25 protein-coding genes are annotated in these 26,181 nt (G+C 66.0%); 12 read left to right on the top strand and 13 right to left on the bottom strand.

The features are described 5' to 3' along the window. Nucleotides 1-27: 27 nt before the first annotated feature. The 6 genes from sucD to ACQR1E_RS09255 form a co-directional block, all read right to left on the bottom strand. Nucleotides 28-912, bottom strand: a complete 885-nt coding sequence (gene sucD / locus ACQR1E_RS09280; RefSeq protein ID WP_172184319.1) for a succinate--CoA ligase subunit alpha — start codon at nucleotides 910-912, stop codon at nucleotides 28-30. A 55-nt stretch (nucleotides 913-967) separates the two neighbouring features. After that, nucleotides 968-2,164 (bottom strand): ADP-forming succinate--CoA ligase subunit beta, encoded by a 1,197-nt coding sequence (gene sucC / locus ACQR1E_RS09275; RefSeq protein WP_315715925.1) that lies wholly within the window; start codon nucleotides 2,162-2,164, stop codon nucleotides 968-970. A 127-nt stretch (nucleotides 2,165-2,291) separates the two neighbouring features. After that, the gene (mdh, locus tag ACQR1E_RS09270) at nucleotides 2,292-3,260 is read right to left on the bottom strand and encodes a malate dehydrogenase (protein ID WP_009031546.1); all 969 of its coding nucleotides are present in this window, start codon (nucleotides 3,258-3,260) and stop codon (nucleotides 2,292-2,294) included. A gap of 226 nt (nucleotides 3,261-3,486) precedes the next feature. After that, nucleotides 3,487-4,668: a cell division protein ZapE gene (zapE, locus tag ACQR1E_RS09265; RefSeq protein ID WP_315715924.1), complete on the bottom strand. Its 1,182-nt coding sequence runs from the start codon at nucleotides 4,666-4,668 to the stop codon at nucleotides 3,487-3,489. Between the two features lie 153 nt (nucleotides 4,669-4,821). Further along, a complete protein-coding gene (gene thpR / locus ACQR1E_RS09260; protein ID WP_315715923.1) occupies nucleotides 4,822-5,400 on the bottom strand; it encodes an RNA 2',3'-cyclic phosphodiesterase in 579 nt (192 codons plus the stop codon). Between the two features lie 205 nt (nucleotides 5,401-5,605). After that, nucleotides 5,606-6,238, bottom strand: a complete 633-nt coding sequence (locus tag ACQR1E_RS09255; RefSeq protein WP_315750842.1) for an arylesterase — start codon at nucleotides 6,236-6,238, stop codon at nucleotides 5,606-5,608. A 55-nt stretch (nucleotides 6,239-6,293) separates the two neighbouring features. Between ACQR1E_RS09255 and ACQR1E_RS09250 the strand changes: the two genes are divergently transcribed. The 4 genes from ACQR1E_RS09250 to ACQR1E_RS09235 all read left to right on the top strand — a co-directional run bounded on the left by ACQR1E_RS09250 (nucleotide 6,294) and on the right by ACQR1E_RS09235 (nucleotide 11,337). After that, nucleotides 6,294-7,031 carry an ABC transporter ATP-binding protein gene (locus tag ACQR1E_RS09250; protein ID WP_315750630.1) on the top strand — a complete coding sequence of 246 codons (738 nt, stop codon included), beginning with the start codon at nucleotides 6,294-6,296 and terminating at the stop codon, nucleotides 7,029-7,031. After that, the gene (locus ACQR1E_RS09245; RefSeq protein WP_434871768.1) at nucleotides 7,028-9,598 is read left to right on the top strand and encodes an ABC transporter permease; all 2,571 of its coding nucleotides are present in this window, start codon (nucleotides 7,028-7,030) and stop codon (nucleotides 9,596-9,598) included. Before ACQR1E_RS09250 ends, ACQR1E_RS09245 begins: the two co-directional genes overlap by 4 nt. 264 nt (nucleotides 9,599-9,862) lie before the next feature. After that, complete coding sequence (locus ACQR1E_RS09240; protein ID WP_434896931.1) at nucleotides 9,863-10,654, top strand: Bax inhibitor-1/YccA family protein; 792 nt, start codon at nucleotides 9,863-9,865, stop codon at nucleotides 10,652-10,654. A gap of 155 nt (nucleotides 10,655-10,809) precedes the next feature. Continuing rightward, nucleotides 10,810-11,337, top strand: a complete 528-nt coding sequence (locus ACQR1E_RS09235) for a GNAT family N-acetyltransferase (protein WP_315716183.1) — start codon at nucleotides 10,810-10,812, stop codon at nucleotides 11,335-11,337. A gap of 45 nt (nucleotides 11,338-11,382) precedes the next feature. On the opposite strand, the gene ACQR1E_RS09230 is transcribed toward ACQR1E_RS09235, so the two are convergent. The 3 genes from ACQR1E_RS09230 to acnA form a co-directional block, all read right to left on the bottom strand. Beyond that, on the bottom strand, nucleotides 11,383-11,748 hold the full coding sequence (locus ACQR1E_RS09230) for a DUF2794 domain-containing protein (protein ID WP_315750627.1): 366 nt from the start codon (nucleotides 11,746-11,748) through the stop codon (nucleotides 11,383-11,385). 420 nt (nucleotides 11,749-12,168) lie between these two features. Further along, nucleotides 12,169-12,951: a DUF1223 domain-containing protein gene (locus ACQR1E_RS09225; protein ID WP_315716182.1), complete on the bottom strand. Its 783-nt coding sequence runs from the start codon at nucleotides 12,949-12,951 to the stop codon at nucleotides 12,169-12,171. Between the two features lie 188 nt (nucleotides 12,952-13,139). Further along, entirely contained in the window at nucleotides 13,140-15,857 is a 2,718-nt protein-coding gene (gene acnA / locus ACQR1E_RS09220) for an aconitate hydratase AcnA (RefSeq protein ID WP_434896930.1), read from the bottom strand. Nucleotides 15,858-16,080: 223 nt separating this feature from the next. Between acnA and ccmA the strand changes: the two genes are divergently transcribed. The 5 genes from ccmA to ACQR1E_RS09195 all read left to right on the top strand — a co-directional run bounded on the left by ccmA (nucleotide 16,081) and on the right by ACQR1E_RS09195 (nucleotide 19,348). Further along, nucleotides 16,081-16,710 (top strand): heme ABC exporter ATP-binding protein CcmA, encoded by a 630-nt coding sequence (ccmA, locus tag ACQR1E_RS09215; RefSeq protein WP_315715916.1) that lies wholly within the window; start codon nucleotides 16,081-16,083, stop codon nucleotides 16,708-16,710. A 325-nt stretch (nucleotides 16,711-17,035) separates the two neighbouring features. Then, nucleotides 17,036-17,704, top strand: coding sequence for a heme exporter protein CcmB (ccmB, locus tag ACQR1E_RS09210; RefSeq protein WP_315740697.1), 669 nt, complete (start codon nucleotides 17,036-17,038; stop codon nucleotides 17,702-17,704). Nucleotides 17,705-17,797: 93 nt separating this feature from the next. Beyond that, nucleotides 17,798-18,574 (top strand): heme ABC transporter permease, encoded by a 777-nt coding sequence (locus ACQR1E_RS09205; RefSeq protein WP_316191882.1) that lies wholly within the window; start codon nucleotides 17,798-17,800, stop codon nucleotides 18,572-18,574. Between the two features lies 1 nt (nucleotide 18,575). Further along, entirely contained in the window at nucleotides 18,576-18,755 is a 180-nt protein-coding gene (ccmD, locus tag ACQR1E_RS09200; RefSeq protein ID WP_315715913.1) for a heme exporter protein CcmD, read from the top strand. Then, complete coding sequence (locus tag ACQR1E_RS09195) at nucleotides 18,752-19,348, top strand: DsbE family thiol:disulfide interchange protein (RefSeq protein ID WP_315750624.1); 597 nt, start codon at nucleotides 18,752-18,754, stop codon at nucleotides 19,346-19,348. Before ccmD ends, ACQR1E_RS09195 begins: the two co-directional genes overlap by 4 nt. 302 nt (nucleotides 19,349-19,650) lie before the next feature. Here ACQR1E_RS09195 and ACQR1E_RS09190 read toward each other — a convergent pair whose 3' ends face one another. Beyond that, nucleotides 19,651-20,253, bottom strand: a complete 603-nt coding sequence (locus tag ACQR1E_RS09190) for a septation protein A (protein ID WP_315750623.1) — start codon at nucleotides 20,251-20,253, stop codon at nucleotides 19,651-19,653. Nucleotides 20,254-20,338: 85 nt separating this feature from the next. After that, on the bottom strand, nucleotides 20,339-21,286 hold the full coding sequence (gene ftsY / locus ACQR1E_RS09185) for a signal recognition particle-docking protein FtsY (protein ID WP_434896929.1): 948 nt from the start codon (nucleotides 21,284-21,286) through the stop codon (nucleotides 20,339-20,341). 59 nt (nucleotides 21,287-21,345) lie between these two features. Here ftsY and ACQR1E_RS09180 point away from each other — a divergent pair, with 59 nt between their 5' ends. Next, complete coding sequence (locus tag ACQR1E_RS09180) at nucleotides 21,346-22,245, top strand: RluA family pseudouridine synthase (protein WP_315750621.1); 900 nt, start codon at nucleotides 21,346-21,348, stop codon at nucleotides 22,243-22,245. A gap of 53 nt (nucleotides 22,246-22,298) precedes the next feature. Here the strand turns inward: ACQR1E_RS09180 and mtaB are convergent, their stop codons facing one another. Both mtaB and dapF read right to left on the bottom strand, forming a co-directional pair. Next, a complete protein-coding gene (gene mtaB, locus ACQR1E_RS09175; protein WP_315750620.1) occupies nucleotides 22,299-23,621 on the bottom strand; it encodes a tRNA (N(6)-L-threonylcarbamoyladenosine(37)-C(2))-methylthiotransferase MtaB in 1,323 nt (440 codons plus the stop codon). After that, nucleotides 23,618-24,484 (bottom strand): diaminopimelate epimerase, encoded by an 867-nt coding sequence (gene dapF / locus ACQR1E_RS09170; RefSeq protein WP_315750619.1) that lies wholly within the window; start codon nucleotides 24,482-24,484, stop codon nucleotides 23,618-23,620. Before dapF ends, mtaB begins: the two co-directional genes overlap by 4 nt. A gap of 170 nt (nucleotides 24,485-24,654) precedes the next feature. Between dapF and ACQR1E_RS09165 the strand changes: the two genes are divergently transcribed. Together ACQR1E_RS09165 and ACQR1E_RS09160 are read left to right on the top strand one after the other, a co-directional pair. Further along, on the top strand, nucleotides 24,655-25,428 hold the full coding sequence (locus ACQR1E_RS09165; RefSeq protein WP_315750618.1) for a GyrI-like domain-containing protein: 774 nt from the start codon (nucleotides 24,655-24,657) through the stop codon (nucleotides 25,426-25,428). 5 nt (nucleotides 25,429-25,433) lie between these two features. Further along, nucleotides 25,434-26,144, top strand: coding sequence for an SIMPL domain-containing protein (locus tag ACQR1E_RS09160; RefSeq protein ID WP_315750617.1), 711 nt, complete (start codon nucleotides 25,434-25,436; stop codon nucleotides 26,142-26,144). Nucleotides 26,145-26,181: the final 37 nt, after the last annotated feature.

Genomic DNA, 26,181 nt, shown 5'->3' with positions numbered 1-26,181 from the left:
TCGCGCCGAAAAGCACTAAGTCCTGAATCAGGATTTCAACTTTTCGACAAGCGTCTTTCCGAGCCGCGCAGGCGACGGCGACACGGTAATACCAGCCGCTTCCATCGCGGCCGTCTTCGAGCCGGCATCGCCCTTGCCGCCGGAGATGATCGCGCCGGCATGACCCATGCGACGGCCGGGAGGCGCGGTGACGCCGGCGATGAATCCCACCATCGGTTTCTTGCGACCGCGCTTGGCTTCGTCCTTGATGAACTGCGCCGCGTCCTCCTCGGCCGAGCCGCCGATCTCACCGATCATGATGATCGAGGTGGTCTTGGGGTCAGCGAGGAACATCTCGAGCATGTCGATGAACTCGGTGCCCTTGACCGGATCACCGCCGATGCCGACCGCCGTGGTCTGGCCGAGACCTTCCGAGGTGGTCTGGAACACCGCCTCGTAGGTCAGCGTGCCGGAGCGCGACACGATGCCGACCGAACCGGGCTTGAAGATGTTGGCCGGCATGATGCCGATCTTGCACTCGCCAGCGGTCATCACGCCCGGGCAGTTCGGCCCGATCAGGCGCGACTTGGAGCCCTGCAGCGAGCGCTTGACGCGGACCATGTCCAGCACCGGGATGCCCTCGGTGATGCAGACGATCAGCGGGACCTCGGCGTCGATCGCCTCGCAGATCGCGTCGGCGGCGCCCGGCGGCGGGACGTAGATCACCGAGGCGTCGGCCCCGGTGGCCTCGCGGGCCTCCTTGACGGTGTCGAACACGGGCAGGCCGAGGTGGGTCGAGCCGCCTTTGCCCGGCGACGTGCCGCCGACCATCTTGGTGCCGTAGGCGATCGCCGCCTCGGAGTGGAAGGTGCCGTTCTTGCCAGTGAAGCCCTGGCAGATGACCTTGGTGTTCTTGTCGATGAGGATGGACATCGTGCTTTCTCTAAAAGCGTTGCGGTGAGGAATGAGCGAGCGCCTGGACCGGCGCTCAGCCTCCCTTGACGGCCTTGACGATCTTCTGCGCGGCGTCGTCGAGATTGTCGGCGGGCAGCACGTTCAGACCGGACTCGCTGATGATCTTCTTGCCGAGATCGACATTGGTGCCTTCGAGGCGCACCACGAGCGGCACCTTCAGGCCGACTTCCTTGACCGCGGCCACGACGCCCTCGGCGATGACATCGCACTTCATGATGCCGCCGAAGATGTTGACCAGGATGCCCTTCACGTTCGGGTCGGCGGTGATGATCTTGAACGCCGCCGCGACCTTCTCCTTGCTGGCGCCACCGCCGACGTCGAGGAAGTTGGCGGGCTCCATGCCGTAGAGCTTGATGATGTCCATCGTCGCCATGGCAAGGCCGGCGCCGTTGACCATGCAGCCGATGGTGCCGTCGAGCGCAACGTAGTTGAGGTCGTATTTGGAGGCCTCGATCTCCTTGGCATCTTCCTCGGTCTCGTCACGCAGCGCGACGACTTCCGGGTGCTTGAACAGCGCGTTGGAGTCGAACGACACCTTGGCGTCGAGCACGCGCAGCTGGCCCTGCTTGGTGACGACCAGCGGGTTGATCTCGAGCATCGCCATGTCCTTGGCGACGAACGCATTGTAGAGTTGGGTGGTGAGCTTCTCGGCCTGCTTGGCGAGGTCGCCGGAGAGCTTCAGCGCCTTGGCGACGGCGCGGCCGTGATGGCCCATGACGCCGGTGGCCGGGTCGACCGAGAAGGTCACGATCTTCTCGGGGGTCTCGTGGGCGACGTCCTCGATGTTGACGCCGCCTTCGGTCGACACCACGAAGGCGACCCTCGAGGTCTCGCGGTCGACCAGCAGCGACAGATAGAACTCCTTGTCGATATCCGAGCCGTCCTCGATGTAGAGGCGATTGACCTGCTTGCCGTCGGGGCCGGTCTGCACGGTCACCAGCGTCGCGCCCAGCATCTGCTTGGCGAAAGTGTTGACCTCGTCGATCGACTTGGCGAGGCGGACGCCACCCTTGTCGCCGGCCGAGGCCTCCTTGAACTTGCCCTTGCCACGGCCACCGGCGTGGATCTGGCTCTTCACGACCCAGACCGGGCCACCGAGCGTCTTCGCCGCCGCATCCGCGTCCTCCGGACGGAGAACCGGCACGCCCTTGGAAATCGGCACGCCGAACTCGTGCAGCAGTGCCTTGGCCTGATATTCGTGAATGTTCATAAGCGCTTGCTCCCCGAACCCGCGATGGGGTGACGACCAGAATTGTTGTTAGGATGCCTGGTATACCATATACCAAACATCCTGCAACTCGATGTGGGCGAGATTACGCCCCGTGAATGACCCCTGATCAGCGGCCGAGCAGGTCGGGCGCGATCTTCTTGCAGGCGTCGACCAGGCCCTGCACGGCGGCGACCGACTTGTCGAACGCCTCGCGGTCCTTGCCGGCGAGCTCGATCTCGACGATGCGCTCGACACCCTTGGAGCCGATCACGACGGGCACGCCGACATACATGTCCTTGACGCCGAACTCGCCGTTGAGATGCGCCGCGCAGGGCAGCACCCGCTTCTTGTCGCGCAGATAGCTCTCGGCCATTGCGATCGCCGACGCCGCCGGAGCGTAGTAGGCGGAGCCGGTCTTCAGCAGGTTGACGATCTCGGCGCCGCCGTTGCGGGTGCGATCGACGATCTCGTCGATGCGGGCCTGCGACGTCCAGCCCATCTTGACGAGGTCGGGCAGCGGAATGCCGGCAACGGTCGAGTACTTGGTCAGCGGAACCATGGTGTCGCCATGACCGCCAAGCACGAAGGCGGTGACGTCCTCGACCGAGACGTTGAACTCATCAGCCAGGAAGTAGCGGAAACGCGCCGAGTCGAGCACGCCGGCCATGCCGACGACCTTCTTGGCCGGAAGCCCCGAGGCCTTCTGCAGCGCCCAGACCATCGCGTCGAGCGGATTGGTGATGCAGATGACGAAGGCGTCGGGCGCGTACTTCTTGATGCCGGCGCCGACCTGCTCCATCACCTTCAGGTTGATCGACAAGAGGTCGTCGCGGCTCATGCCCGGCTTGCGCGGTACGCCCGCCGTAACGATGCACACCTTGGCGTTGTCGAGCGCCTCATAGGAGTTGGCGCCGGTGTAGTGCGCGTCGAAGCCGTCGACCGGCGATGACTGGGCGATGTCGAGCGCCTTGCCCTGCGGAACGCCTTCGGCAATGTCGAACATCACGACGTCGCCGAGCTCCTTGAGGCCGACGAGGTGAGCCAGCGTTCCGCCGATCTGACCGGAGCCAATCAAAGCAATCTTGTCGCGCGCCATGGCAAATTTTCCTTTGAACCCGAAGGAGTGAGGGAGGTTGAAAAGTCGACTGGTGGTTATCCCTTTCGCCCCGGCCGTTCAAGTCAAGCTATGGCCAATTGACGGGCCTGCCTTGATTTCGATCAGGACCGGGCGACGGCTGCTGATGATCCTTTCAGCATGATTGGCGTGGCCTTTTCGCGGCTGTGTGCCCGGCGGCTGGCGTTCGCCAAAACTCCAGTATTTGTCAGGTTTCGACCAACCCCGTGGAAGTCCCAGATGCCGCCGAGTCCTTCCGCCCGTGCGGCAGGGCCAGATAGGAGTCCGAACCCATCTCGATCAGGCGCGAGGTGGTCCGCTTGAACTCCATGGCCTCGATGCCCTCGGTCGCGACGTAGAGCGAAATCGGGTCGGCTTCGGCGGAGGCGATCAGCTTCACGGCGTTGTCGTAGAGCGTATCGATCAGGGTGATGAACCGCTTGGCGGCATTGCGCTCGGCCAGATCCATGACCGGAACGTGATCGATCAGGATCGTATGATAGTCGTGCGCGAGCCGCAGATAGTCCGAGGCCGCCAGCGGCTTCTCGCAGAGATCGGCAAAATCGAAGCGGGCGACGCCGTTGGCGGAGCACGGGACGTGCAGGATGCGCCCCTTGATCGTCATGTCGCGCGGCTTGCACTTGGCATGGCCCGTGAGCCGCGCCCAGGCCTTGTCGAGCGCCGCTCGCGCGTCGACATCGGCCGGCACCAGCCACATCTTCACGCCGGCCAGCTTCTCCAGCCGGAAATCGGTGCGCGCGTCCAGCCGCATCACGTCCATGTGGTCGGCAATCTGCTTGATGAAGGGCAGGAACAGCGCGCGGTTGAGGCCGCCTTTGTAGAGGTCTTCAGGCGCGACGTTGGAGGTCGCCACCACCACCGTGCCGAGCTCGAACAGCCTGGCGAACAGACGTCCCAGGATCATCGCGTCGGCGATGTCGGTGACATGGAATTCGTCGAAACAGAGCAGCCAGGCCTGATCGAAGATCGCCTGCGCCGTGAGACCGATCACATCGGCATCGGCGAGCTCGCCGCGCGCGATGTTCTGGCGGTAGCCGTAGATGCGCTCATGCACCTCGGCCATGAATTCGTGAAAATGCGCGCGGCGCTTGTGCTCGACGGGACAGTTCTGGAAGAACAGGTCCATCAGCATGGTCTTGCCGCGCCCGACCTCGCCGTGGACATAGAGGCCGTTCGGCGGCTCGCTCTTGTCGGCAAAAAGGCGGCCCAACAAGCCTTGCTTGCGCGTGGGCTTGTAGGTGGAGAGCCGGCGCTCCAGCGCCGCCAGGGCGTCGGCGACCTCGGCCTGGGCGAGGTCGGCCTCGATCGCACCGGTATCGACCAAAGACTGATATTGCGCGCGGAACGCGTCTGACGGAGTGGACAGCATGAGCCCACTCTAGGTCATGAGACTTACGCAAAATGCAATCCGCAAATGGTGGAAGCCGCCATGCGTCGGAGCCGTGTGGTCGTGGTATATGGCACGCAAACGCCGCCGTGATCGTTAGTCCGGGGCTAACGACGTTCGTCTTCGCTCCCGGCCTCAGCGAACGGCTGGCTTGAACGACCCCGCTGCAGACCTCACCCCCGGCGAGAGGTCGTAGGCGTCCTCGACCACATAGGGCCCGCCGCCGGTCGAGGCACGCGACGAAAACAGCACGAAGCGCTCGGCCATGAACACGCGGCTCGGGAAATAGCCGCGGACGGAGAGATAGTCGGCGACGTCCTGGCTCGACGCATCGTGCAGCCGCGCCAGCGTGACGTGGGGCACGAATTTGCGGCCCTCCGGATCGAGCCCGATCCGCTGCATGAGCCGCTCGAGCTCGGCCTGCAGCTCGATCAGGGGGCGGCTCGGCGCGACGTTGGCAACGACGGCGCGCGGCTTGCGGCCGCCGAAGCTGGAAAGACCCTGCACCGTCACTTCGAACGGCTTGCGGTTCACCCGCCACAGCATCGAGGCGATCTCGTTGGCGGAGGCGCCGTCAATGTCACCGATGAAACGCAACGTCACATGGTAATTTTCGGGATCGATCCAGCGGGCGCCGGGGAGGCCACCCCGCAAACCGGAAAGCGTGTGGCCAACCTCGGCCGGGATTTCCAGTCCAGTAAACAAACGCGGCATCGTTTCGGGACTCCCGATGCTGGAGGCTGATCTCGAAAATTGACGAGATCATGCCTTCGAGAAATGATCGACGACGAATCGCCAATGCATCATTCCTACCGAACTTATATGACTCCGCGACGGAAGGCGGGTTAACGCCGGTAAAAGCTGCGGAAAACCCGGTCCTTAAGGTTATCGCAAATGATCGACGCGGCGCTTCGTTCCGTCATTGCCCACGAAGCGGACGCAGGAATGCTTCCGCCGTAGGCAACAGCCTGGACACGATGATGTCGACGCCCGCCGCAGTGGGGTGGATGCCGTCGGCCTGGTTCAGCTTGGCGTCGGCGGCGACGCCATCGAGGAGGAATGGATACAGCGGCACGTCGAACTGCTTGGCGAGATCGGGGTAGATCGCGTTGAATTTCGCGGCGTAGTCGCTGCCGAAATTCGGCGGCGCCAGCATGCCGCACAGCATCACGGCGATGCCCCTAGCCTTCAGCCGGGCCACGATCTCGCTCAAAGCCTTGCGCGTCACGGCGGGATCGATGCCGCGCAGCGCGTCATTGGCGCCGAGCTCGACGATGACCGCTTCGGTCCCCTCCGGCACCGACCAGTCGAGCCGGTCGCGGCCGCCGGACGAGGTGTCCCCGGACACGCCGGCATTGGTGAGGTCGATCGGCAGCCCCTTGGCCTGCAACGCCTTCTGCAGCTTGGCTGGAAACGCATCCGAGGCGGACAGGCCGAGTCCCGCGCTCAAGGAATCGCCGAGAACGACGAGCTTGATCGGCTTGACGGCCTCGGCACCCGCGAACGCGGGCCCGACTGTCATCAAGGCGAGCATCAACACGAGTATGTGCACGAAGATATGTCCGCGCCTCTCGACCCGGCTTGCGGAGTTGCCATATGACCGAGCCATGGACAGTCTCATCGAAACCTCGCCTTTGGCCGGCCTTGCGCCGGACACCATTACCATCTCGAACGTCAACCTCTCGCTCGGCACCGGCGCGGCGCGGGTCCATATCCTCAAGGACATCAGCCTGCGGGTGGGACAGGGCGAGACGATCGGTCTGATCGGACCGTCGGGCTCTGGCAAGTCCACATTGCTGATGGTGATGGCGGGGCTGGAACGTCCTGATGGGGGTGAGGTGGTGGTCAACGGGACCGCTTTCAATGCCCTGGACGAGGACGCTCTGGCGCGGTTCCGCGGCCGCCAGGTCGGCATCGTCTTCCAGTCCTTCCATCTGATCCCGACCATGACGGCGCTGGAGAATGTCGCGGTGCCGCTGGAGCTGGCGGGCCATTCCGGCGCCGCCGAGCGCGCCGCCCGCGAGCTGGATTCGGTCGGACTCGGACACCGGCTGCACCACTATCCGACCCAGCTCTCGGGCGGCGAGCAGCAGCGCGTGGCGCTGGCGCGGGCACTTGCGCCGGACCCGGCCATTCTGGTGGCCGACGAGCCGACCGGCAATCTCGACGAGACCACCGGACGGCAGATCGTGGACCTGCTGTTCACCAAGCATGCCGAGCGCGGCATGACGCTGGTGCTGGTGACCCATGACAGCGGGCTTGCGCATCGTTGCGACCGCGTGGTCCGGCTGCGCTCGGGGCGAATCGAAGCCGACGGCGGCGCGCACGAGCCGGCCCTCGCATGACCACCGTCGCTGAACCGATCGCCGGCGGCCGCATGGCCGCGCTGCCCGTGCGCTACGCGTTGCGCGAGCTGCGGGGCGGCCTGCGCGGCTTCTACGTCTTCATCGCCTGCATCGCGCTGGGCGTGCTCGCCATTGCCGGTGTCGGCTCGGTGGCGGCGAGCCTCAACGACGGCCTGGTTCGCGAAGGACGCACGCTGCTCGGCGGCGACGTTGCCTTTTCACTGTTTCAGCGCGAGGCCAAGCCGGAGGAGATCGACTTCCTGCGCTCGCGTGGAACGCTGTCGCTGGCTGCGACCCTGCGCGCCATGGTGCGCTCGGGCGACGCCAAGCTGGCGCTGGTCGAGCTGAAGGCGGTCGACAACGCCTATCCGCTGCTCGGCAAGGCCGAGCTCCAGCCAGATCTGCCGATGGCCGACATCCTGGCTGAGCGCGACGGCGTCTACGGAGCTGCGGCGGATCCGGCGCTGCTGGCTCGGCTCGATCTGAGGATCGGCGACACCGTCACCATCGACACGGTCCGCTTCCAGATTCGCAGCGCGCTGCAGGCCGAGCCCGACAAATTGTCCGGCGGCATCGGCCTCGGGCCACGCTTCCTGATCAGCGAGGCGGGCCTGCGGGCCACACCGCTGCTGCAGCCGGGCAGCCTAGTGCGCTGGACCTACCGGGTCCGGCTGCCCGACAATGCCAAGGACGACCACGCCGCGGCGTCCTTCATCGCCGATACCCGCCTGACGCTGCCCTCGGCGGGATGGGAGATCCGCAGCCGCAGCAACGCCTCGCCGCAACTGGAGCGGACGATCGGCCGCTTCACCCAGTTCCTCACCCTGGTCGGTCTCGCCGCCCTGCTGGTCGGCGGCGTCGGCGTCGCCAATGCGGTCAAGAGCCATGTCGACCGTCGGACCGAGGTGATCGCGGCCTTCAAGGCCCTCGGCGCCACCAGCCGCGACGTGTTCGGCATCTACCTCGTGCAGGTGATGGTGCTCGCCACGATCGGTTCGATCATCGGCCTCAGCGCCGGGGCGGCCCTGCCGTTTGCCATCGTCGGGCTGTTCGGCAACATCCTGCCGCTGCCCGTGATCCCGGCCATTCATTCGGACGAGCTGGCGCTGTCCTTCGTCTATGGTCTGCTCACCGCACTGGCGTTCGGTCTGTGGCCGCTCGGGCGCATACGCGACGTGCCGGTGGCGGCGTTGTTCCGCGAGGCGGTCATCGCCGAATGGCACCGTCCGCGCTGGAGCTATCTGGTGCTGATCGCGGGCACCGTCGCGCTGCTGATCGCGGTCGTGATCGGACTGTCCTACGACAAGCGCATCGCAGCCGTGTTCGTCGTCGCCGCCGCGCTGGTGTTCGTGCTGTTGCGCGGCATTGCCGCCGCGGTGATGGCGATTGCGCGCGCCCTGCCGCGCAGCCGCTTCCCGATGCTGCGGCTGGCGGTCAGCAATATCTATCGCCCGGGCGCGCTGACACCGTCCGTGGTGCTCTCGCTCGGGCTGGGACTCGCCGTGCTGGTCACGATTACCCAGATCGACGGCAATCTGCGACGCCAGTTCCTGGCTCAACTGCCGGAACAGGCGCCGTCCTTTTTCTTCATCGACGTCCCCTCCGGCGAGGCCGACCGCTTCCGCGACTTCCTCAGGGACCTCGCCCCTCAATCCACTGTCGAAGACGTGCCGATGCTGCGCGGGCGCATCGTCTCCGCCCGCGGCGTGCGCGCCGAGGACCTCAAGGCGACGACGGACACCGAATGGGTGCTGCAGAGCGACCGGGGCCTGACCTATACCGCCGAAGTTCCCAAAGGATCCAAGGTCGTCGAGGGCGAGTGGTGGGGCGAGACCTACAGCGGCCCGCCGCTGGTTTCGATCGAGAAGCGGATCGCCGACGGTCTCGGCCTCAAGCTCGGTGACGACATCGTGGTCAACGTGCTCGGACGCGACATCACGGCGCGGATCGGGAACATGCGCACCATCGACTGGCAGGGGCTCGGCATCAATTTCGTGCTGGTGTTCTCCCCGAATGCCTTCAAGGGAGCGCCGCACACCCATGTCGCCACCCTCACCGAGGCGCGCTCCGATACCGCCGAGGATGCCCGTGTCATCCGCAAGGTGGCCGACGCCTTCCCGATGGTGACCAGCGTGCGGGTCCGCGAGGTGATGGAGACGGTGGGCTCGGTGGTCTCCAACCTCGCGCTCGCCATCCGCGGCGCCAGTGCGGTGACGCTGATCTCGGCCATCCTGGTGCTGGGCGGCGCGCTGGCAGCCGGCCACCGCCACCGGGTCTACGATGCCGTCATCCTGAAGACCCTGGGCGCGACAAGGCTGCGGCTGCTCGGCGCCTACGCGCTGGAATATCTGATGATCGGGTTTGCCACCGCCGCGTTCGGCGTCATCGCCGGCTCGGTGTCCGCCTGGCTGATCGTGACCCGGCTGATGACGTTGAGCTTCGCCTGGCAGGCCGGCAGCGCCGCGCTGGTCGTCGTAGCCGCGCTGATCGTGACGGTCGGCCTCGGTCTGGCCGGCACGCTGCTGGCGCTCAACCAGAAGCCCGCGACGGTTCTTCGGAATCTGTAGCGACTTGCGCGCTCATGCCGCACGGTTAACGCGATTTCTGCGGCTGGGACGCGCGCGGAGCGACATTCAGCCGCGCGTGGAAGCTTGCGGCGGATATGCTAGTTTCCCATCTAGGGAATGGGCTCAGAGACCTGCCAAAAGATGGCGAATTTGCCGATGACGCAAATTTAATATCTGCAGCAGTGGGTATGAGATAGGGTTTTTCGAGAACCGGCCGAAGGTCCTGTCAGGACCGGGCTGCCGGGCAACCAACGGGAATCGACCATGTCGGACCTAGACCGCAACTATGCTTCACCCTTTGGCCGGGTGGCCGGGCGCGCCGATGCCGCGACCGTCGACGCCGGTCTGCGCGCCTACATGCTGCGCATCTACAATTACATGAGCATCGGCCTGGCCATCACCGGCCTTGCGGCACTGGGCGTCTACATGGCGTCGGTGACCGGCGATCCCGCGGCCGGCGTGTTCAAGTTCGGTAACGCCTATCTGACGCAGTTCGGCTACGCGATGTTCGTGAGCCCGCTGAAGTGGCTGTTCATCCTGGCCCCCCTGGTCATGGTGTTCGCGATCTCGGCCGGCATCAACCGCTTGGCGCCGTCGACCGCACAGATCCTGTTCTGGGTGTTCTCGGCCTCGATGGGCATCTCGCTGTCGTCGATCTTCCTGGTGTACACCCACACCTCGATCGTGCGGGTGTTCTTCATCACCGCGGCGACGTTCGGCGCGCTGAGCCTCTACGGCTACACGACCAAGCGTGACATGACGGGCATGGGCTCGTTCCTGTTCATGGGCCTGATCGGCATCGTGCTGGCGAGCCTCGTGAACCTGTTCCTGGCGAGCTCGATGCTGCAGTTCATCGTCTCGGTGATCGGCGTGTTCGTGTTCGCCGGCCTGACCGCCTGGGACACGCAGCGTCTGAAGAACGAGTACATCTACGGCTACGCTTCCGCGGGCGGCGACATCGCGGAGCGCGCGGCAATCACCGGCGCCCTGTCGCTGTACTTGAACTTCATCAACCTGTTCACGCTGCTGCTGCAGTTGCTCGGACAGCGCGACTGATCCAAGCGCTCGAACGAGCGACCTTCGAAGCCCCGGCCTCACCGCCGGGGCTTTTCGTTTGCACAAACCCCGATTGTGACCGGCGCAAAGCCGCAGCGGCAGCCATGCCGCGAGGCCGGATTGATCGCCGCGTCCGCCTGGGTATGCTTCCCCCCATGTCCGACATTGAAATCCGGCCCACCCAGGAGGCCGACCTTCCCGCCATCACCGCCATCTACGGCCAAGCCGTCCGCGAGGGCACGGCCACCTTCGAGCTCGACCCTCCGGATCTGGCGGAGATGACGCGCCGCTTCCGGGCGCTCCGCGACGGCGGCTTCCCCTATTTCGCTGCCCTGCTGGACGGAGAGGTGGTGGGCTATGCCTATGCCGGGCCCTACCGGCCCCGCCCTGCCTATCGCTTCACGGTGGAGAACTCGGTCTATCTCGCTCCGGCCAGCCAGCGTCGCGGCATCGGGATGCGCCTGATGCGGCGGCTGATCGACGCCTGTGAGGAGGGAGGCTTTCGCCAGATGATCGCCGTCATCGGCGACTCCGCCAATTCCGGCTCGGTCGGGCTGCATACCGCCTGCGGCTTCCAGATGATCGGCACCCACCCGAGCGTCGGCCTGAAATTCGGCCGCTGGCTCGATACCGTGATGATGCAGCGCCCGCTCGGGGCCGGGAGCAGCGACGTCCCGGCGTAAGGCAGCGCCAGTCGGAATGTCATGATCAAGCCGGAGCGCGTGGGATCAAACCAGGGCTGGTTTGGGCGCGATCACCAGCAGCACGCGCTCGAGCTCGTGGCCGCGGCGCAGGATCAGCCCGGTGGCCGAGATCACGCTGTACATGCCCTGCTTGCGTGCGAGACGCGGATCCTTCTCGATGCGGTAGATCGGCACCTCGGACGCCCGGCGAAACACGGAGAAGACGGCCCGGTCACGCAGGAAGTCGATCGAATAGTCGCGCCACTCGCCGTCGGCGACCATGCGGCCGTAGAGGTTCAGGATGCGGTTCAGCTCCAGGCGGTCGAACGTCACCCGGCTCGGCGCTGCGGCCGCACTGCGCGCCGCCGCGCGGTTCTCGCTGGGGTCGGCGTCCTCCGGCGTGAGGTTCATTGGCGTCCTCCTGTCATCCGTGTGACATGATCGCGCCATCCGGCAGAAGCCGCAAGGGGCCGTTTTCGTTGTTGAAGTTCGACCGAGCCTGCGAGGCCGTCGGTTCCGCGAACACGCAAGCGTCACGGGATCGTTAGCAGAATCATAATCGCGCCGTCTTTCCGCCCACCGACCGCCCCCGACCTTCGGCATAAGATTCGTGTGCGTTGGCCCGGTCCTTTCGGTTCCGGATTCCTCAGCCCCCAGCCCCCCGGGGTCGTCAGGATCGGGTCTATTCACAAGTAAGGCAAAGGGCCAACGCAAGTTGGTCCTTTTGCTTTTCTGGCGTGAGCTGCGCGTAAGATTGTCGGGACACGCCGTCGCACGGACGTGACGCGCCCAACGCAGGTCAGCGAAAACGAAGATCAGGACGACGGAAGATCAGCGCTCGGGACCGCGCGCCGTTGCTGAAGCCCGTCCGCCCAACGGCAACTCGGAAAAGGCGGCCCCGAGCATCGGCCCAGGGCGGTCGCGACTGCCGTCCTGCACATAGACGACGGTGCCATCGACGCCCTCGCGGGCGATCTTCTCCAGCGGCACGCTCCATCTGACCGGCGACCCGTTCCAGTCACCCAGCTTCTGAAGCCCGCGAACGACGTTGTAATAGGTCAGGTCACGGCCGCTGTTCTCGCCGCGGCCGACCGAGATCGGGACCACCCGCGAGATCGAGCAGACCCAGACCTCGCCGTGCTTGCGCGGCATCTGGTCGTTGGCCGCGGCCACGGAGACAGTAAGGTCCTGGCCGTCGACCGACAGCCTCACCGGCACCGACATCACGCTGCCACCCTGGACGGTCTCCTCGATGGCGCCCTCGATCGCCTCGCGGTCGCTGCCGATCACATGCACGGAGCCGTTGACCACCGCCTGCGGCGTATAGACCTCGCGGTCGCCGCGCGCACGAGAATAGGCCCGCTGCCGGGCCGTGAAGCGGGAGTCGGCCAGCGTGTCCTTCCAGCCGAGATAGTCCCAGTAGTCTATCGGCAGGGACAGCGCGATCACCGAAGGATCTCTGGCGAGCTCGCCGAGGATCTTGTCAGCCGGCGGGCAGGACGAACAGCCTTGCGAGGTGAAGAGTTCGATCACCGCACGGGGATCGGACGCAGCGGGCCGGACGAAAGCGATGACCGCACAGACACTCAGCGCTGCGCGCGACCACCACGACATCTGTCCACTCATCGCCACTGTCCCGTCTGGACCACCGTCCGCTGCGCCCTGTGCATCACTGCATCCGCGATGCCGTCCTCGTAGTTAACAAACCGAAAATGCAAAAGAGGCGGCCTTTGTCATAGGCCGCCTCCTTCATCACCCGCTACTCACTTCAGAGTGAGCCAAACTGTCGCATCGCGCGTTGGTTAAGCGGCGAGCTTGCGCAGCACGTACTGCAGGATGCCGCCGTTGCGGTAGTAGTCGAGCTCGTCGAGCGTATCGATCCGGCAGAGCAACGGCACCTGCTGCGCCGCACCGTCGGCCGAGACGATCTCGGCGGTCAGGGTTTGGCGCGGCTTCAGGTCGCCTTGCAGGCCCTTGATGGTAACCTTCTCGTCGCCCTTGAGGCCGAGCGAGGACCAGGACGTGCCTTCCTGGAAGGTGAGCGGCAGCACGCCCATACCCACCAGATTGGAGCGATGGATGCGCTCGAAGCTCTGGCAGATCACGGCACGGACGCCCAGCAGCCGGGTACCTTTGGCGGCCCAGTCGCGCGACGAACCGTTGCCGTATTCGGCGCCGGCGAACACCACCAGCGGCACGCCCTCTTCCTGATACTTCATCGCGGCGTCGTAGATCGACATCTGCTCGCCGTCGGGCCAGTGCTTGGTCAGGCCGCCCTCGGGAATGTTGCCGTCGGCACCCTTGAGCATGAAGTTCTTGATGCGGATGTTGGCGAAGGTGCCGCGCATCATGATCTCGTGATTGCCGCGGCGCGTGCCATACTGGTTGAAGTCCGCCGGGCGGACCTGGTGTTCGCTAAGGAACTTGCCGGCAGGCGAAGTCAGCTTGATCGAACCGGCCGGCGAGATGTGGTCGGTCGTGATCTTGTCGCCGAACAGCGCCAGCACGCGGGCCTCGACGATGTCCTTGATCGGCTCGGGCTCCTTCTTCATGCCCTCGAAATACGGCGGGTTCTGCACGTAGGTCGACGACATGTTCCAGCGATAGGTCTCGCTCTCGACCGTCTTGATCTTGCGCCAGTTGGTGTCGCCCTTGAACACGTCGGCGTAGCGCTTCTTGAAGATCGACGCCTTGACGAACTTCTTGACGAAGTCGTTGACCTCCTTGGTCGTCGGCCAGATGTCCTTCAGGTAGACCGGCTTCTTGTCCTTGCCGATGCCGATCGGCTCGACCGAAAGATCCTTGGTCACGGTGCCGGCCAGCGCATAGGCCACGACCAGCGGCGGCGAGGCCAGATAGTTGGCCTGCACGTCCGGCGAGACGCGGCCTTCGAAGTTGCGGTTACCCGACAGCACGGCCGCCGCGACCACGCCGTTGTCGTTGATCGACTTCGAGATCTCCTCCGGCAGCGGGCCGGAATTGCCGATGCAGGTGGTGCAGCCGAATCCGACGAGGTTGAAGCCGACCTTGTCGAGGTCCTTCTGCAGGCCCGAGTTGGCAAGGTATTCGGCAACCACCTGACTGCCGGGAGCGAGGGAGGTCTTCACCCACGGCTTGGCCTTGAGGCCCTTGGCGGCGGCGTTGCGGGCCAAGAGGCCGGCGCCGATCAGCACGCTCGGATTCGAGGTGTTGGTGCAGGAGGTGATGGCGGCGATGACGACGTCGCCATGGCCGATGTCGAAGTCCTTGCCCTCGACCGGGAAGCGCTGCGCAGCGTCGGGCTTCTTGTACTCCCCAGCCAGCGCGGTCGCGAAGCCTTCGGCCACCGCCGGCAGCGCGATGCGGCCTTCGGGACGCTTCGGACCGGCCATCGACGGCACGACGTCGGCGAGATCGAGGGTCAGCGTCTGCGTGAACACCGGGTCCGGCGACTTGGCAGTGCGGAACAGACCCTGCGCCTTGGCATAGGCCTCGACCAGCGCGACGCGCGGCGCCTTGCGACCCGAGGTCTTGAGATAGTCGATGGTGGCGGCGTCAACCGGGAAGAAGCCGCAGGTCGCGCCGTATTCCGGAGCCATGTTGGCAATGGTCGACTTGTCGGCGACCGAGAGATGGTCGAGGCCGGGGCCGAAGAACTCGACGAACTTGCCGACCACGCCGAGCTTGCGCAGCATCTGGGTGACGGTCAGCACGAGATCCGTCGCGGTCACGCCTTCCTTCAGCGCGCCGGTCAGCTTGAAGCCGACGACGTCTGGCAGCAGCATCGACAGCGGCTGGCCGAGCATGCAGGCCTCGGCCTCGATGCCGCCAACGCCCCAGCCGAGCACGGCGAGACCATTGACCATGGTGGTGTGGGAGTCAGTGCCGACCAGCGAATCCGGATAGGCGACCTCGAAGGTGCCCTTGGTGCGGCCGACCGTCATCTTCTCCTTCTTGGTCCAGACCGTCTGCGCCAGGTATTCGAGGTTGACCTGGTGGCAGATGCCGGTGCCGGGCGGCACGACGGAGAAGTTCGAGAACGCCTTTTGGCCCCATTTCAGGAATTCGTAACGCTCCTGGTTCTGCTTGTACTCCTCGGCGACGTTCTTGCCGAACGCCTTGTTGTCACCGAAGTAGTTCACGATCACCGAGTGGTCGATGACGAGATCGACCGGCACCAGCGGGTTGATCTTCTCGGCATCGCCGCCCAGCTTCTGCATCGCGTTGCGCATCGCCGCGAGGTCGACCACCGCCGGCACGCCGGTGAAATCCTGCATCAGCACGCGCGCCGGGCGGAAGGCGATCTCATGCTCCAGCGACTTCTTGCGCAGCCATTTGGACACCGCGACGATGTCGTCCTTGGTGACGGTGCGGCCGTCCTCGTTGCGCAGCAGGTTCTCGAGCAGCACCTTCATCGAATACGGCAGCTTGGAGATGTCCTTGAGACCGTTCTTCTCGGCTGTGGGCAAGCTGTAATAGATGTAGCTCTTCGTTCCGACCTTGAGGGTCTTGCGACACTTGAAGCTGTCGAGCGAGGTCATGCGTGGAAATCCCAATTGATCTGTATACCCGGAGGGGGTATTTAAGAACCGTCAGCGCGAGGCGCCGGATGGCTTGCAGCGGGCGATTGTGTGCTGCATCAAGGTCGGGCTTATAGAAGCTTTCTAACTGCGCCGCCACAGAGACAAGCAAGTCCCGACGTGGCATCACCCACAAATTCTCACGCGCTAGCCATCAATTCCCTAGGGGCTGTCACGACGGGCCATGCAGGCGACTTCAACACTGTCTCCGAAGCTGTTCGGCCGCGACGTCAGGTGCGTGCGCGGCGGCCGCGAGGTGTTCGCAGGACTAGCCTTCGAAGCGGTCGCGGGCGAGGCGCTGGCGGTGACCGGACACAATGGTGCGGGCAAGACATCACTGCTGCGGTTGATTGCCGGTCTGCTGCTGCCGGCGGGCGGCTCCATCGCGATCGAGGGCGGTGAGAGCGAGCTCACGGTGCCCGAGCAGGCGCATTATCTCGGCCACCGCGACGCGCTGAAGCCGGCGCTCAGCGTGCGCGAAAACCTGACCTTCTGGGCCGAATTCCTCGGCGGCGGCATCACGCGGCCGATCCCCGACTGCCTCGCGGCCGTCGGCATCGCCCACGCCATCGACCTGCCCGCCGCCTATCTGTCCGCCGGCCAGCGCCGCCGGCTGTCGCTGGCCCGCCTGCTCGCGGTGCCCCGCCTGCTCTGGCTGCTCGATGAACCGACCGCGGCGCTCGACGTCGCCGGGCAGGCGATGTTCGCGGGGCTGATGCGGGAGCATCTCGCCGGGGGTGGGCTGATTGTCGCGGCGACGCACGGCCCGCTCGGCATCGACACACGCGAGCTGCGGATCGGGGAGGCTCGATGATTCCCTCTCGCCTCTTCGCAGTCCCACCCACCGCTCTCTCCGTTCCCGCCCCCCTTGTGGGGGAGGATCAGGGACGGGGGTGCCCCACGACGCGCTCTAACTTGTTTGACGAGATTCGGTTGCACCAACCAACGTCCCATCGGCGCGCCGACCCCTCCCCCCTGCGGGGAGGAGCCGGCGGTCCGCAACGGCAGCGTCACCTGGAGCCACCCCCCTCCCCAGCCCTCCCCCATCTCCCCCACAAGGGGGGACGGAGCGCAGTTTGCGGGTCGAGGGAGCGCGGCTCACCATCTGCCATCAAGCAATCAGCCGAGGCCCTATCCGCATGACCGCCCTCGGTGCCCTCATCCGCCGCGACATCAGGATCGCGCTGCGTATCGGCGGCGGCGCGTTGATCGGCGTGCTGTTCTTTCTTACCGTCGTGGTGCTGATGCCATTCGCGGTAGGGCCGGATCTGGCGCTGCTGACCCGGCTCGGCCCCGCCATCCTCTGGCTCGGTGCCCTGCTCTCCAGCCTGCTCACCCTGGACCGGCTGTTCACCGCCGACCACGAGGACGGCTCGCTCGACCTGGTCGTGATGAGCCGGACACCGCTGGAGCTGGCCTGCGCCGCCAAGGCGCTGGCGCATTGGCTCGCCGCCGGCCTGCCGCTGGTGATCGCGACGCCCGTGCTCGGCCTGCTGCTCAACCTCGACGCCACAGCGACCGGCGCCGTCGCGCTGACGTTATTGGCGGGCACGCCTGCCCTGACCTTCATCGGCATGATCGGTGCAGCACTGGCTGTGACGATGCACCGCGGCGGGCTGCTGCTGGCGGTCTTGGTGCTGCCACTTTCGATCCCAGTGCTGATCTTCGGCGTCGCGGCGTCGCAGGCGGCCATCGTCGGCCCGCTGCCGTTCGGGGCGCCGTTCTCGATCCTGTGCGCATTGTCGCTGGTGAGTTTCGTGATCGGCCCGTTCGCCGCCGCGACAAGCTTGCGGAACGGGCTGGATTGACCCGCCGCCCGCCGGGGTTTGACCATGATCAACTCTTACCTAGCGGCGTCGTGCTGATTGCCTGCAACCGCTTCCGCCTTTAACAAGGGTCTCATGTCGCTGATCGACCTCGCCAATCCCACCCGGTTCCTTGCGCTGGCGGCGCGGCTGCTGCCGTGGCTGGCGCTGGTCACGGCCGCGCTGCTGGCTGCCGGCCTGTACCTCTCCGTGCTGGCGCCCGACGACTATCAGCAGGGCGCGACCGTCAAGATCATGTTCATCCACGTGCCCAATGCCTGGCTGTCGATGTTCGTCTGGAGCATCATGAGCATCGCCTCGCTCGGCACCTTGGTGTGGCGGCATCCGCTCGCCGACGTCGCTGCCAAGGCCGCCGCCCCGATCGGCGCCAGCTTCACGTTCCTCGCTCTCCTCACCGGCTCGCTGTGGGGCCGGCCGATGTGGGGCACCTATTGGGAGTGGGATGCGCGGCTGACCTCGGTGCTGATCCTGTTCCTGATGTATCTCGGCCTGATGGCGCTGTGGCGCGCGGTCGAGGATCCGACCCGCGCCGCCCGCGCTGCCGCCGTACTGACGCTGGTTGGCGCGATCAACCTGCCGATCATCAAGTTCTCCGTCGACTGGTGGAACACGCTGCATCAACCGGCGTCGGTGATGCGAATGGGCGGTCCGGCGCTCGACAAATCATTCCTGATCCCGCTGCTGGTGATGGCCGTCGGGTTCTCGTTCCTGTTCATTACCCTGCATGTCGCGGCGATGCGCAACGAGATCCTGCGCCGGCGCGTCCGCAGCCTGCAGATGATGCAGGCCCGCGCCTACACCACGGCCGCACCAGCCGACGATGCGGCAGGCCAGATCGCGGGAGCGGCTTGACATGGACCTTGGCCCCTATACCTCCTTCATCGCGACCTCCTATCTTGCAGCGGCGCTGGTCGTGATGCTGCTGATCGGCTGGATCGCCATCGACTACCGCACCCAGAAGGCGCGCTTGCGCGCGCTCGAGGACAGCGGCATCAGCCGTCGTTCCGGCCGCGCCGCGACGGATATCCAATGATCGAACAGGCTGCGACAGAGCCGGCGCCGCGGCGCCGCTCATTCCTCATGCTGCTGCCGCTCGTGGTGTTCCTCGGGCTGGCGGCGCTGTTCTGGTCGCGCCTCGGCAACGGCGACCCGTCGCGCATTCCATCCGCGCTGATCGGCCGCCCCGCGCCGGCCACGCCGCTGCCGGCGCTGCCGGAACTGGCGAGGGACGGCACGCCGGTGCCCGGCCTCGACCCGGCTGCGCTCAAGGGCAAGGTCAGTATCATCAATGTCTGGGCATCGTGGTGCGTGCCCTGCCACGACGAGGCGCCGCTGCTGGTCGAGCTCGGCCGCGACAAGCGCTTCCAGATCATCGGCATCAACTACAAGGACGGCGCCGACAACGCCCGCCGCTTCCTCGGCCGCTACGGCAACCCTTATGACGTCGTCGGCGTCGACGGCAACGGCCGCGCCGGCATCGAATGGGGCGTCTATGGCGTGCCCGAGACCTTCGTCGTCGGCCGCGAGGGCACCATCGTCTACAAGCTGGTCGGCCCGATCACGGCGCAGAACATCGATGCGGTGTTGAAACCGGAAATCGAGAAGGCGCTGAAGGCGGGTTCGTAAGCCTCGCGCAGCCATCGGAGCTTCAGCGGCAAACACGCTCCTCTCTCTGCGTCGTCATTCCGGGGCGGCGCGAAGCGACGAGCCCGGAATCCATACTCACGAGCGGTCGTTTGGCGAAGACGGGCGCCACAGCCATCTCGCGTCACACGCCTTGTCGTGGTTATGGATTCCGGGCTCACGCCGCTGCGCGGCGCGCCCCGGAATGACGGCGCGGAGAACCTCGAAGCGAAGCAATCCGGAGCACCTACGGGCCTTGGATTGCTTCGTCGCTACGCTCCTCGCGATGACCGCGTTCGGGGCAGCTACCCCTTGCTCACATCCCCTTCCGCCGCATCGCTGGCTTCGAGCGACGCCGGGTCCTGGTGGTAGCGCTTGATCAGCGGCATCTGGGCGATGGCGAAGATCATGGTCAGCGGCACGACGCCGAACGCCTTGAAGCCGACCCAGAAATCGGTGCTCTGCGTGCGCCAGATGATCTCGTTCAGCACCGCCATCGCGGCAAAGAACAACGCCCAGCGGAAGGTGAGGATGCGCCAGCCCGCGGGCGTCAGATTGAACATCTGATCGAACATGATCGCGATGAAGGAGCGATTGAACAGCAGCCCGCCACCGAGCACGGCCGCGAACAGTCCGTAGATGATGGTCGGCTTGACCTTGATGAAGGTCTCGTCGTGCAGCACCAGGGTCAGCGTGCCGAACACGATGACGACGACGGCGGTCACCAGCGCCATCAGCGGGACGTGCCGCGTCACGACATAGGACGCGATCAGCGCCGCGATGATCGCGACCATGAACGCGCCGGTCGCCGCGAACAGGTTGAACTTGGCATTGACCACGAAGAAGATGATCAGCGGGCCGAGCTCGGTCGCGAGCTTGAACAGCGGGTGCGGCTGGGTCTTGTCCATTCAATGTCCTGTTGGCTGCAGCCACGGCAGCGGTTGATCCGGTCGTCTCGATCTGGCGGTGGGCCGGAGCCCGAGCGTGGCGACGTCAATCCTCGATGCCGGCGATCGCCCGCGCAAAATCTCTCGCGGCGAACGGTGAGAGATCATCGACCCCCTCGCCGACGCCGATGAAGTGCACCGGCAGCTTGAACTTCTCCGACAGCGCCACGAGGATGCCGCCGCGCGCCGTACCGTCGAGCTTGGTCATCACGAGGCCGGTGACGCCTGCCGTACGATGAAACGCCTCGACCTGCGACAGCGCATTTTGTCCCACCGTCGCGTCGAGCACGAGCAGCACCGCATGCGGCGCCGACGCGTCGACCTTGCGAATGACACGCACCACCTTTTCGAGCTCGTTCATCAGCTCGGCCTTGTTCTGCAAACGGCCGGCAGTATCGATCAGCAGGATGTCGGGGCCCTGCTCCTTGGCCGCGGTGATGGCGGTGAACGCAAGGCTGGCGGAGTCCGAGCCTTGAGCGCCGGCGATCACCGGCGCCTTGGTGCGCTCGCCCCAGACCTTGAGCTGCTCGATCGCGGCGGCACGGAACGTGTCGCCCGCGGCCAGCATCACCTGCCTGCCTTCGGAGGCGAATTTCTGCGCCAGCTTGCCGATCGTGGTCGTCTTGCCGGAGCCGTTGACGCCGACGACGAGAATGACAAACGGTTTGTGGCCCGGCGCGATCTCGAGCGGCTTCGCCACCGGCGACAGCACCTTCTCGACCTCGGTCGCGACGACCGCCTTGACCTCGTCGGCGCTGATCGTCTTGTCGTAGCGGCCGGTCCCGACGGCGTCGGCGATTCGCGCGGCGACCTGGGTGCCGAGATCGGCGCGCAGCAGCACGTCCTCGATGTCGTCGAGCATCGCGCGGTCGAGCTTGCGCTTGGTGACGAGATCGGCGACGGCCGTGCCGAGCGCGCCGGAGGTGCGCTTCAGGCCGGCCGACAGCCGCCGCCACCACGACAGCTTGGGTGTTTCCGAGGTGGTATCGTTCATGGCGTGGTGTTAGCCCTTTCCATTCGCAAACGAAAGCTCACACCCGCGTTACGGTTTCCATGGACATTAACCAACCCACCGACGAGGAAATGCTCGCCCGTGTGCTCCACCGCGACGGGCTGATGCTGGTGATCGACAAGCCGGCCGGCATTCCCGTGCACAAGGGACCGAAGGGCGGACCGAACCTCGAAGCCTCCTTCGACGCGCTGCGCTTCGGCCTGCCGCGCCCGCCGGTGCTGGCGCATCGGCTGGACAAGGAAACCTCGGGCTGTCTGGTGCTCGGCCGTCATCGCAAGGCAACCGCATCGCTCGGGCTTTTGTTCAAGCATGGCAAGATTTCGAAGACCTATTGGGCCGTCGTCGAGGGCGGACCTGACGCTGACGAGGGCGTGATCGAGCTCCCGCTCGGCAAGCTGAACGCCGAGCGCGGCTGGTGGCAGAAGCCGGATCCGAACGGGCAGCCAGCGGTGACGAAATGGCGGGTGCTGGGGAGGTCGTACTCTCTTGCCAGTCTATCCCTGAACTCCCCTCCCACTCGTGGCAACGACTCCCCTCCCCCTTGCGGGGAGGGGTCGGGGGTGGGGGTCCCCACGGGCAGTGTCGCTTGGAGCCACCCTCCTCCCCAACCCTCCCCCACAAGGGGGGAGGGAGCGCAGCTGCCAACCGGAGAGGGAGAGTCGGTGCACTCCAATCGCAGTCCGCGACTCACTTGGCTGGCGATGGAACCGGTCACCGGCCGCACGCATCAACTGCGCGTGCATTCGGCAGCGTCGGGATGGCCGATCGTCGGTGACAACATCTATGGCAACGGCCCGCGCTTCGGCGAGCCGCGGCTGCATCTGCACGCACGCGAGATTTCGATTCCGCTGTCGAAAAACAAGCCACCGGTACACGTGGTGGCGCCGGCGCCGGTGCACATGCATGAGCGGCTGAAGATGTGCGGGTGGAACGGGGCGTGAGCCCATCTCTTTCCGCACCGTCATGGCCGGGCGAAGTCCCGGCCATCCACGTCTTAGTTCTTGGGGACAGCGTGGATGCCCGGGTCAAGCCCGGGCATGACGGAATTCTGGACTAACAGCCGGGCCCCATGATGCCCCGTGATCGTGAGCCGCTGCACGGTGCCTGGCAACGCAGTGGTCGTGGCGACCGGCAGATAATGCTCCGTCCGTCCCTGGGTCTCACTCTCGATCAGCACCTCACGCTGACAGCCGATCTCCTGCTCCAACCGCCGCCGCAACGCCGCCTCTCCCGCGGCCCGCAGCCGCCGGGCCCGATCACGGATGACGGCGCCGTCCACCTGCGGCATGCGCGCCGCCGGCGTGCCCGGGCGCGGCGAATAGGGAAACACGTGCAGGAAGGTCAGGCCGCATTCCTCGACCAGGTCGAGCGAGCGCGCGAACATCTCCTCGGTCTCGGTCGGAAATCCCGCGATCAGATCGGCGCCAAGCGTGATGTCCGGCCGCAGCCGGCGCACCTGAGCACAGAATGCGATGGCATCGGCGCGCGCATGCCGTCGCTTCATGCGCTTCAGGATCAGATCGTCACCCGCCTGCAGCGACAGATGCAGATGCGGCATCAGCCTGGCATCATCCGCGAGCGCATCGAGCAGGTCGGCATCGGCCTCGATCGAATCGATCGAGGAGATGCGCAGGCGTCTCAACTCCGGCACGTGGCGGAGGATCTGCTTCACAAGCCGGCCGAGCTTCGGCGTGCCGGGCAGGCCGGCGCCATAGCTCGTCAGGTCGACGCCGGTGAGCACGATCTCGGCATGGCCACGATCGGCCAGCGCGCGGACCTGATCCACCACAGCGCCCATCGGCACCGAGCGCGAATTGCCGCGACCGAACGGGATGATGCAGAAGGTGCAGCGATGATCGCAGCCGTTCTGCACCTGCACGAACACGCGCGGCAGGCCGCGCTGGAAGCCGTCGACCAGATGCGGCGCCATCTCCATCACCGCCATGATGTCGGAGACGGCCACCTTCTCGGACGCATCGATGCCGAACCGTGGCACCGCCAACGCCTGTGTCGTCGCACGCCACGCATCGGGCCGCAGCTTGTCGTCATTGCCGATGACGCGGTCGACCTCGGGCATGGCAGCGAACATGCCGGCCTGCGTCTGCGCGGCGCAGCCGGTCACGACGATGCGCGCCGCGGGGCGCTCGCGCTTCAATTTGCGGATCGACTGCCGGGCCTGCGCCACCGCCTCGTTGGTGACGGCACAGCTGTTGATGACGATGGTGTCGTCGGCACCGGCCGCCTCGGCATGTTTCGCGATCAGCTCGGATTCGAACGCGTTGAGGCGGCAGCCGAAGGTAACGACGTCGACGCTCATGCGACGCTGGCGAACATCGACGGCTCGAACCGTCCCTCGAACTCGAACGTCGCGGTGCCCGTCATCAGCACGTGATCGTCGCGCTCGCGCCACTCGATCGTGAGCTCGCCGCCGGGCAGCCTCATCTGCACGATCCGGTTGGCACGCTTCAGCCTGACGGCCGCGACCGCTGTCGCACAGGCCGCCGAACCGCAGGCCTTGGTCAGCCCCGCGCCGCGCTCCCAGGTGCGCATCGTGATGTGGTCGCGATCGACGATGTGGGCGAGCGTGATGTTCGCACGCTCCGGGAAAATCGGATGGTTCTCCAGCAGCGGCCCGAAGCGCTCCAGATCATAGGCATTGACGTCGTCCACCCAGAACACCGCGTGCGGGTTGCCCATGTTGACGACCGAGGGCGAATGCAGGATCGGCGCATCGATCGGCCCGATCTGCAGCTCGATGTAGCGGGTGTCGCGGAACTCCTCGGCGAGAGGAATGTCCTGCCAGCCGAACTTCGGCGCGCCCATATCGACAGTGTAGAGGTCGGGCGCCGGCCCCTGCCAGCAGTTCAACAACCCGGCGCGGGTCTCGAACGTCGCACTGGTCTGGCCGGTCTTGCCGAACATCTGGCGTACCACGCAGCGCATGCCGTTGCCGCAGGCGCCGGACTCCGATCCATCATTGTTGTAGATGCGGATGAACGCTTCGGTGCCGTCGAGCCGCGGCGGCTGCAGCACCATCAGCTGATCGTAGGGCACCCGGGATGCCACCGCCCGCGCCTCGTCCGGCGTGACGACATGCTTCACGTCGCGCAGATCGACCACGACGATCTCGTTGCCGATCCCGTTCATCTTGACGAAGCTGTGGTTGGCCAGCGCGCTCATGAAAATATCCAAATTGTGTCCGCCTTATATGGCGAATGGCGCGGCATTGACCAGCCTGCAGAGCGACATGACGCATCTGTCATGGGACGCCGCGCCGCCGAGCATGTTAGGACCGGTTCATTCGCCGGCACGAACCGGGCAAAGCAGCACGGCCACTGGAGAATAGTCGAATGAATCTCAGCACTTTCCGCCTCGTTCTGGCCGTGAGCTCGGTCGCGCTCCTGCTCGGCGGCGCGCCCGCCCGGGCCCAGGCGCCGTCGGCCTCGCCGGCTCCGGCGGCCTCAGCCACGCCCGCACCGGCCCCGAGCGCGCTACCGGCGCCGGTGGCGCCGGCCTCTCCTGCGCCTGCCGCGTCGGCCAGTCCGGCGCCCGCGACCAGCCCGACGCCGGCCGCCAGCGCGAGCCCCTCGCCGTCGTCATCTCCGACCGCGGCCCAGTCCCCGGCCACGACGCCGCCGCAGGCCGCGGCGCCGGCCCAGGCGGCCGACGCCTTCGGCGACGAGATCAAGCTCGAGGCGAAGAAGGTCGTCCTCGTCAAGGGCACCGCGAATTGGGACAATGCGTTCGACACGCTGATCGACTCCTTCAAATCGCTGTCGGCCACGCTGGACAAGCAGGGCATCAAGCCCGCCGGCAACGGCATGATCGTCTACACCTCGACCGACGACACCGGCTTCACCTTCCTGGCCGAGATGCCGGTCGAGCAGGAGCCGAAGACGCTCGGCAAGGGGATGAGCATCGGCCAGTCGCCCGAGGGCAAGGCGCTGAAGTTCGTCCATCGCGGCTCCTACGACAACATGGACAACACCTACGAGGCGATCACCAACCACCTCGACGAGCGCCGGCTGGAGGCCAAGGACACCTTCATCGAGGAGTACCTGACCGACCCCTTGAAGACGGCCGAGGACAAGCTCGTCATCAACGTCTACGTGCCGCTGAAGTGAGCACCATGATCATCAGACCCATCCTCGCGGTCGCGCTCGCGACCAGCTTCGCAATGCCCGCCCTCGCGGATGACATCGCCCGGCAGGACACGCCGGCGATCACCGTCAGCGGCGAGGCCAGCGTGTCGGCGCCGCCGGATCTGGCGCAGATCGACGCCGGCGTGGCATCCGACGCCAAGACCGCGCGCGAGGCCGCCGAGGCCAACAACGCCGCCATGGCCAAGGTGCTGCAGGCGCTGAAGGCGGCCGGGATCGCCGACAAGGACTATCAGACCTCGCGGCTGTCGCTGCAGCCGCAATATGCGCAGAACCGGCCGGCCCAGCCGGCGGTGACCGGCTATCGCGCCAGCAATCGCGTCACCATCAAGCTGCGCGACGTCGCCAAGGTCGCCAGCGTGATCGATACTCTGGTCGCGGCCGGCGCCAACGATGTCGGCAACATCTATTTCAGCGTCGCCGAGCCATCCAAGCTGCTCGACCAGGCGCGCGAGAAGGCCGTCGCAGACGCCCGCCGCAAGGCCGAGATCTATGCCAAGGCCGCCGGCGTGACGCTGGGTCAGCCGCTCAGCATCTCCGAGGATGGCGCGCCCGCCCCGGTGTTCCGCGCCAAGACCTTTGCCGCACCGATGGCCGCGACGCCGACACCGGTGGCGCAGGGCGAGGAGACGCTGTCGATCACGGTCAACGTGACCTGGGCGATCAAGGCGGCGCAGTAGGTCGGCCTCACGCCCACGCGACGCATTGTGCGTCGTG

Source organism: Bradyrhizobium sp. HKCCYLRH1030, assembly GCF_051168395.1.
GTDB lineage: Bacteria > Pseudomonadota > Alphaproteobacteria > Rhizobiales > Xanthobacteraceae > Bradyrhizobium.
This window is presented reverse-complemented; position numbering and strand designations above follow the sequence as displayed.

Coding starts and splice junctions, on each gene's coding strand:
- sucD (WP_172184319.1), bottom strand. CDS start 912: ATGTCCATCCTCATCGACAAGAACACCAAGGTCATCTGCCAGGGCTTC.
- sucC (WP_315715925.1), bottom strand. CDS start 2,164: ATGAACATTCACGAATATCAGGCCAAGGCACTGCTGCACGAGTTCGGC.
- mdh (WP_009031546.1), bottom strand. CDS start 3,260: ATGGCGCGCGACAAGATTGCTTTGATTGGCTCCGGTCAGATCGGCGGA.
- zapE (WP_315715924.1), bottom strand. CDS start 4,668: ATGCTGTCCACTCCGTCAGACGCGTTCCGCGCGCAATATCAGTCTTTG.
- thpR (WP_315715923.1), bottom strand. CDS start 5,400: ATGCCGCGTTTGTTTACTGGACTGGAAATCCCGGCCGAGGTTGGCCAC.
- ACQR1E_RS09250 (WP_315750630.1), top strand. CDS start 6,294: ATGGACAGTCTCATCGAAACCTCGCCTTTGGCCGGCCTTGCGCCGGAC.
- ACQR1E_RS09245 (WP_434871768.1), top strand. CDS start 7,028: ATGACCACCGTCGCTGAACCGATCGCCGGCGGCCGCATGGCCGCGCTG.
- ACQR1E_RS09240 (WP_434896931.1), top strand. CDS start 9,863: ATGTCGGACCTAGACCGCAACTATGCTTCACCCTTTGGCCGGGTGGCC.
- ACQR1E_RS09235 (WP_315716183.1), top strand. CDS start 10,810: ATGTCCGACATTGAAATCCGGCCCACCCAGGAGGCCGACCTTCCCGCC.
- ACQR1E_RS09230 (WP_315750627.1), bottom strand. CDS start 11,748: ATGAACCTCACGCCGGAGGACGCCGACCCCAGCGAGAACCGCGCGGCG.
- ACQR1E_RS09225 (WP_315716182.1), bottom strand. CDS start 12,951: ATGTCGTGGTGGTCGCGCGCAGCGCTGAGTGTCTGTGCGGTCATCGCT.
- acnA (WP_434896930.1), bottom strand. CDS start 15,857: ATGACCTCGCTCGACAGCTTCAAGTGTCGCAAGACCCTCAAGGTCGGA.
- ccmA (WP_315715916.1), top strand. CDS start 16,081: ATGCAGGCGACTTCAACACTGTCTCCGAAGCTGTTCGGCCGCGACGTC.
- ccmB (WP_315740697.1), top strand. CDS start 17,036: ATGACCGCCCTCGGTGCCCTCATCCGCCGCGACATCAGGATCGCGCTG.
- ACQR1E_RS09205 (WP_316191882.1), top strand. CDS start 17,798: ATGTCGCTGATCGACCTCGCCAATCCCACCCGGTTCCTTGCGCTGGCG.
- ccmD (WP_315715913.1), top strand. CDS start 18,576: ATGGACCTTGGCCCCTATACCTCCTTCATCGCGACCTCCTATCTTGCA.
- ACQR1E_RS09195 (WP_315750624.1), top strand. CDS start 18,752: ATGATCGAACAGGCTGCGACAGAGCCGGCGCCGCGGCGCCGCTCATTC.
- ACQR1E_RS09190 (WP_315750623.1), bottom strand. CDS start 20,253: ATGGACAAGACCCAGCCGCACCCGCTGTTCAAGCTCGCGACCGAGCTC.
- ftsY (WP_434896929.1), bottom strand. CDS start 21,286: ATGAACGATACCACCTCGGAAACACCCAAGCTGTCGTGGTGGCGGCGG.
- ACQR1E_RS09180 (WP_315750621.1), top strand. CDS start 21,346: ATGGACATTAACCAACCCACCGACGAGGAAATGCTCGCCCGTGTGCTC.
- mtaB (WP_315750620.1), bottom strand. CDS start 23,621: ATGAGCGTCGACGTCGTTACCTTCGGCTGCCGCCTCAACGCGTTCGAA.
- dapF (WP_315750619.1), bottom strand. CDS start 24,484: ATGAGCGCGCTGGCCAACCACAGCTTCGTCAAGATGAACGGGATCGGC.
- ACQR1E_RS09165 (WP_315750618.1), top strand. CDS start 24,655: ATGAATCTCAGCACTTTCCGCCTCGTTCTGGCCGTGAGCTCGGTCGCG.
- ACQR1E_RS09160 (WP_315750617.1), top strand. CDS start 25,434: ATGATCATCAGACCCATCCTCGCGGTCGCGCTCGCGACCAGCTTCGCA.